This window comes from Methylobacterium sp. Leaf94 (genome assembly GCF_001426045.1).
Lineage (GTDB): Bacteria > Pseudomonadota > Alphaproteobacteria > Rhizobiales > Beijerinckiaceae > Methylobacterium.
In genome coordinates this window covers 85074-91259 of the sequence record NZ_LMRM01000013.1, presented here as the reverse complement: position 1 = coordinate 91259, position 6186 = coordinate 85074, and the positions used below count along the sequence as shown (strand labels likewise).

The following is a 6186-nucleotide window of genomic DNA, read 5'->3' as shown; positions in this document are numbered from 1 at the left end:
GGGGGGGGGACACGCGCACGCTGCGGGCGCGGCCTCGTCGTGCCGCCTACTTCGCGGCCGCCGTCTGGTACTCGCCGACGTTCGGGTCGTCGTAGGGGCCCTTGCCGCCCAGCGAGAACACCATCACGCCGCCGCCCATCTGGGTGTAGTTGGCGAGCTTCTTGAAGGCGCCCACCGCGCCGAGGCCGGCGGTCGGGTCCTGCAGGTCGAAGACCAGGCCGACGCCCGGCCAGCCGCCGACGCCGTAGTAGATCGCCACGTACTGCTCACCCTTGTGGGTGTAGGTGATCGGGTAGCCGATGGCGCCGGAGGGCATCTTGAACTTCCAGAGGAGGTCTCCGGTGTCCGAGTTGCGCGCCTTGATGTAGCCGTCGAGGGTTCCGTAGAACACCAGCCCGCCGGCGGTGGCCGTCGTGCCGCCCCAGACCGCGAAGCGCTCCATCTTCTCCCACTGGAACGCGCCCGTGATGGCGTTGTAGCTCTTGATCTGGCCGAGGCCCTCGTAGTTCTGCCGGTCGCCCTTCGGACCCGGATACATGTTCAGCGTCGCGCCGACGAAGAACTGACCCGCGCGGTAGGGCAGCATGAAGGGCTCCCAATCCATGCAGATGTGGTTGATGCCCATGAAGAACGCCTTGCGCTCCGGATCGTAGGAATCGTGGCCCTGGTTGTGGTAGCCCATCGCCGAGGGACAGATGTCCTTGCCGAGATGGTCCATCCGGGTGCCGTATTCCGGGTCGCGCACCGGCTGGCCGGTCTTCAGGTCCACCGACTTGAAGACGTTGACGGTGTCGTCGATCTTGTTGGCCGAGACCAGCGAACCGTCCGTGCGGTCCAGGGTGTAGACGATGCCGTTCCGGTCCGGATGGGTCAGGAGCTTGCGGTCCTTGCCGTCCTTGTCCTTCTGGTTGGAGAGCATCATCACGTTGACGCCCGCGTAGTCCCACTCGTCGTGCGGGGTCTTCTGGTAGCCGAACTTGGCCTCGCCCGTGTCGACGTCGCGGCCGAAGATCGTCATCGTCCACTTGTTGTCGCCCGGACGCATGGTCTCGTTCCACGGCGCCGGGTTGCCGGTGCCGAAGTAGATCAGGTTGGTGCCGGGATCGTAGGCGTACCAGCCCCAGTTCGTGCCGCCGCCGATCTTCCAGGCATCGCCCTCCCAGGTGGAGGTGCCGAGCCCCTTCTGGCCGTAATGGGCGTTGCGGATGTTGAAGTCGTCGGCCAGCAGCAGGTCCTTGTCCGGGCCGGTGGCGTAGGCGCGCCAGACCTGGGCGCCGGTCTTCACGTCGTAGGCGGTGAGGTAGCCGCGCACGCCGAGCTCGGCGCCGGAGGAGCCGATGATGACCTTGTCCTTGACCACGTAGGGCGCGATCGTCAGCGTCGAGCCGACCTTGATGTCGGAGTTCTCGACCTTCCAGACCGTCTCGCCGGTTTCGGCGTTGAGGGCCATGACGTTGCCGTCGAGGAGCGTCTTGAGGATGAGCGCCGGGGTCTTGCCGTCGCCGGGCCAGTAGGCGAGGCCGCGGTTCACGAGATCGCAGCAGGCCACCGCGCGGGCGGCCGGGTTCTGCTTGGGCTTGTCCTGCCAGAGGATCCTGCCCGGATCGTCGAGGCCCAGCGCGAAGGTGTTGTTGGGGAAGGAGGTGTGGACGTACATCTTCCCGTCCACCACCACCGGGGCGCCCTCGTGGCCGTTGAGCAGGCCGGTGGAGAACGTCCAGGACACCTTCAGGTCCTTCACGTTGCTGGTGTTGATCTGCTTGAGCGGGCTGTAATTGTCCGAGTCGTAGTTCTTGCCGGGCATCACCCAGTTGGCGTCGTCCTTCGCCATCTCGACGAGCTTGTCGTTCGCGGCGGCCATGCTCGGCAGACCCATCGGCGCCAGGGCGCCCAGCGCCATCACCGAGACCGAAGCCAGAAACCTGTTCATCCCAACGTCTCCTACCCTGATGGCCGCGTCCGTCGACCGTCCGGTCCGGCACAGCCTTTGATTTCGCCGGATCAGGACAAGCTCCTGTATTGATCCCAGGAGCCCGTCGCATTCATAAGACTATCTTGAGATATAGAGCTTCTTATGAAAGTTTTATTACTGATCGGCTGGCTATTTATAAAAGCATTTGTCTTTCCCGCTGTCTGCGGCCAGTTGGCACTTTTTTATCGGGATCAATCGGCAATCATTCGGTTGAAATCCGGTATTGAGAACGCTTTGATCCGGCAATCCGATGAATTTCGGCAAGACAATTGACACGGCATCCCCAGTGGAATGATGGTGCCCCCCAGCGGTAGGCTTGGGCGCCCAGAGAGAGACTTGCGATGATGATCCGCTGTCTTAGTATATTATTATGTTGTGCTGTCGGCGCGGCGTCGACCGCCGAGGCCGCGCGCCTGACGCTCGACGATCCGGTGGCGATCTGGTCGCGCACCCCGACCGCCGACCGGGTCGATTTCGCGACCCGGATGGGCAAGGCGTTCTCGAGCCTCTCGCCCCAGCTCGACCGGGACTACTTCGTCCGCTGCCTCGAAGAGACGGCCAACATCGGCAATCCGCGCGAGACCAAGCTGGAGCAGGCGGTGAAGATCTGCGTCTCCGTCCACCAGACCGCCGACGAGTAGGCGCTTGGGCCAGGTACCCTTAGGTCAGGGGAGCAGCGGACCGGTGCGGTCGGGTCGGGCCAGACTCACGCGGACCCGGGTCCCAGGGGGCAGGGCGCTCTGGCGCCTCGCGCTCGCCGGTGCCGGGCTCGTGGGCGCCGGGCTCCTGCACCTCGGCGGGAGCGGTGCGGGTCGGGCGGAGGGTCCGCAGCGATGGGCGGCGCTCTATCCGCAGGACGACCGGCGCGAACTGGCGGGGGCGGACTACGCCCGCTATCCCGGCGCCGGCGTGCTCTACTGCCGGTCGGACGGCATTCCCCGGAAGGCGGCCGCCGCCTGGCTGATCGGCAGCCCGCGCCTCGTGGTCCTGAACGCCCACAACTTCCGCAGCCGGCACCTGGAGCCCACGCGCGACGTCGCCGACTGCTTCTTCCAGATCGGGGGCCGGAACTACGCCTTCGCCCCGGGGACCCTGCGCCTCGGCACCGTGCCGGGGGCGATGTCGCTCCACATCACGGACGACTGGGCCCTGGTCGCGCTGGCGGAGCCGGCCGAGGGCGTGCGCCCGCAGCCGGTACCGGCCTTCCCCGACCTGCCGACCGGGTCCGTGCCGGTCCCGGTCGTCATGGTCTCCCCCGGCGGCCACGCGAACTATCCCGGCCAGAGCAGCCTCGAGCCCTGCACGATCCACCGGATCGACCCGCCGAGCGAGGACGCGATCCGGGGCGTCCGGCACGATTGCAACAACGGCTATGGCGGCTCCGGTTCGGGCCTGTTCGACGCCGAGGGCCGCCTCCTCGCCCTGCACAGCGCCTCCCTGTCCATGAACTCGCGCCGGGCCTTCGACATCGAGTACCATTACGGCTCGGCCCTGCTGTTCGAGGGCGGGCTCACGGATGCCATCCGGGCGCGCCTCGCCGCCGATCCGACGGTTCGCTGACCGGCGGGCGGAGCGGAGGGCGCGGCGGCCGTTGGGGTCGCGTTCCGCGCCGGCACCGGTTTCTTCCCGCACCGCCATGCCCCCGGGTTTCCATGCCCCCGGGGTTCCATGCCCCCGGGGTTCCATGCCGCGCTTCGCTCGACCGCCACCCGGTTCCCGGCCGCGTATCCCACCGCACCGGCCATTGAGGCACGCGACGCAAGGCCCGATACGGAACCGAGAGGCGCTCCGACCCAGACGACGCCCATCGCCGAACGACCGCGTTCGAGACGCCCCGGTTTGGCCACCCACGGCGGGGTCGGGACCCGCCGGTCCGCTCGATGACCGGATGGGCTGGACGTGCCCTGGTCCGCTGCCAGACGGCGACGCATATAGGCGGAGGTCGCGGCCGTTTTCCGCGCCCGGAAGGATCCATGACCCATCGTATCCTGGTCACCGGCGCCAGCGTTGCCGGTTCAGCCCTCGCCTGGTGGCTCGCGCGCCTGGGAAACGAGGTCACGGTGGTGGAGCGCGCGCCCGCGTTCCGGGACGGGGGTCAGAACATCGACGTGCGTGGCGTCGGCCGCGCGGTGTTGCGCCGGATGGGACTGGACGAGACCGCCCTCGAACAGGGCACGGGAGAAACGGGGACGGCTTGGGTCGACGGCGACGGCCGGATCGTCGCGACGTTCATGACCGACGACCTCGGCGGCGACGGGCCGACGGCCGAGATGGAGATCCTCCGCGGGGACCTGGCGCGTCTCCTGTTCGACGCGGCGCGGGACACCGTAAGCGTCCGTTTCGGCGACAGCATCACGGGCCTCCACGAGGACGGCGACGCCGCGACCGTGACGTTCGCCAGCGGCCTCACGGAGCGGTACGACGCCGTCGTGGTCGCGGAGGGCGTGGGCTCGGCGACGCGCGAACTCGTCTTCCCCGGGGAGAACGACCCGCGCTGGATGGATCTGACCATCGCCTACTTCACCGTTCCGCGGGTCGCCGACGATGATCGGCTGTGGCGCTGGTACAATGCGCCCGGGGGCCGGAGCGTGTCGCTGCGCCCCGACCGGAAAGGCACCACGCGGGCGATGCTGTCCCTCCAGCAGCCGCCCGCGGGCGAGCAGGCCTGGGATGTCCGCCGACAAAAGGCCTTCCTGCATGAGCGGTTCGCCGATGCCGGCTGGCAGGCCCGGCGCGTCCTGGCGGGCCTGGACACCACCGAGGACTTCTACTTCGATGTCCTGCGGCAAGTGCGAATGCCGCGTTGGTCGAAGGGCCGCATCGCCCTGACGGGGGACGCCGCTTGGTGCGCCACGCCGCTCGCCGGCATCGGCACCACCCTGGCCATCACCGGCGCCTTCGTCCTCGCCCAGGAGCTGTCGCGGACCTCCGATGTCCGGGCCGGCTTGGCCGCCTACGAGCGGGCCATGCGTCCGATGGTCGAGGCGGGCCAGGGCGTTCCGAAGATCGCGCCCCGGTTGGCGAACCCGCAGAGCCGGCTCGGGATCCGGCTGCTCCATGGCGCCCTGCGCGTGGCCAGCACGCGCTGGGTTCGTCGGGCTTCGGGAACGCTGTTCGCGCGTCCCCCGAAGGCGCCCGATCTCTCGGCGTACGACCGTCCGGTGCGTTGAGGCCCCAACCGGACGGTCCCATTCCAGCCCGCGCCTCCGGTGTCTGACGGCCGAGGCAGGGCCGCCTTCGGGACGCGCGCTTCCACGTCAGAGCGCGCGCTTCGGCTTCAGAGCGCGCTTCGGCATCAGCATGTGCACGCCCTTGTTGCCGTCCACCGTCTGGGTGATGCGCAGGTTCCCGGCCAGCGAGCAGAGCATGTAGGCCTGGTTGCGGGTCAGGTCCGTGCGGTCGCAGACGTGGCGCACCATCTCGCGCACGGCCTGGCGCATCGCCTCGTCCAGGCTCTCGTGCAGGCCGATCGACATCAGGTCCGTGGGCGTCTCGGCGAAAGGCCACGCGTAGCCGAGATCCTTGCGCACGGTGAGGCGGACCGTGCCGGTGAGGCCGGTCTCCAGGGCCGTGATGCAGACCTCGCCGTCGCCCTGCACGCCGTGTCCGTCGCCCGCGTAGAAGCCGGCGCCCGGGTTATAGACCGGCAGGTACAGGGTGGTGCCGACCCGGAGCTCCTTGTTGTCCATGTTCCCGCCGAACCCGCGCGGGACCGGGGTTCCGACCCGCCCCCAGGCGGCGGGGGGCGCCGTGCCCATGATGCCGAAGAACGGATCGAGGGGGAGTTCCGTGCCCCAGGGCAGCACGGCGACGCCGCGGGCGAGGTCGATGTCGGGGTGGATGGTCTCGTAGTCCGTGAACTCGTCCGGCAGGGTGCCGAGGAGCGGCAGGATCGCCACGAAGCCCCAGTCCATGCGGACCTTCAGGTCCAGGATGTCGACCTGGAGCACGTCGCCGGGCTCGGCACCGCGCACGTGGACGGGTCCGGTGACGAAGTGGGGGCCGGGCCCCTGCGCCAGGGTGTCGAGGGCGAGCCGGTAATCCGCGGGCACGCGGGCGGGATCGGGATGAAGCGTTTCCCGTCCGCCGGCCGGGAACGAGTGCAGCGTCACGGTATCGCCGGAGGCCACCTCCAGCACGGGGGGCAGGGTGGCGTCGAAGTAGCCCAGCACCATGCTCTCGGGGGTCGCGGGAATCTCGTGATGCATCGACAT

General features: G+C 68.8%; 5 protein-coding genes. 3 read left to right on the top strand and 2 right to left on the bottom strand.

What is annotated here, in order from left to right; translation table 11 throughout:
- Nucleotides 1–46: 46 nt before the first annotated feature.
- Nucleotides 47–1930, bottom strand: a complete 1884-nt coding sequence (locus ASG63_RS10590; RefSeq protein ID WP_056215682.1) for a methanol/ethanol family PQQ-dependent dehydrogenase — start codon at nucleotides 1928–1930, stop codon at nucleotides 47–49.
- A gap of 383 nt (nucleotides 1931–2313) precedes the next feature.
- Between ASG63_RS10590 and ASG63_RS10585 the strand changes: the two genes are divergently transcribed.
- The 3 genes from ASG63_RS10585 to ASG63_RS10575 all read left to right on the top strand — a co-directional run bounded on the left by ASG63_RS10585 (nucleotide 2314) and on the right by ASG63_RS10575 (nucleotide 5142).
- Complete coding sequence (locus tag ASG63_RS10585) at nucleotides 2314–2613, top strand: hypothetical protein (protein ID WP_244479867.1); 300 nt, start codon at nucleotides 2314–2316, stop codon at nucleotides 2611–2613.
- A 43-nt stretch (nucleotides 2614–2656) separates the two neighbouring features.
- A complete protein-coding gene (locus tag ASG63_RS10580) occupies nucleotides 2657–3532 on the top strand; it encodes a trypsin-like peptidase domain-containing protein (protein WP_056215678.1) in 876 nt (291 codons plus the stop codon).
- Between the two features lie 413 nt (nucleotides 3533–3945).
- Entirely contained in the window at nucleotides 3946–5142 is a 1197-nt protein-coding gene (locus ASG63_RS10575; protein WP_056215674.1) for an FAD-dependent monooxygenase, read from the top strand.
- An 87-nt stretch (nucleotides 5143–5229) separates the two neighbouring features.
- Here ASG63_RS10575 and ASG63_RS10570 read toward each other — a convergent pair whose 3' ends face one another.
- The gene (locus ASG63_RS10570; protein WP_056215670.1) at nucleotides 5230–6186 is read right to left on the bottom strand and encodes an acetamidase/formamidase family protein; all 957 of its coding nucleotides are present in this window, start codon (nucleotides 6184–6186) and stop codon (nucleotides 5230–5232) included.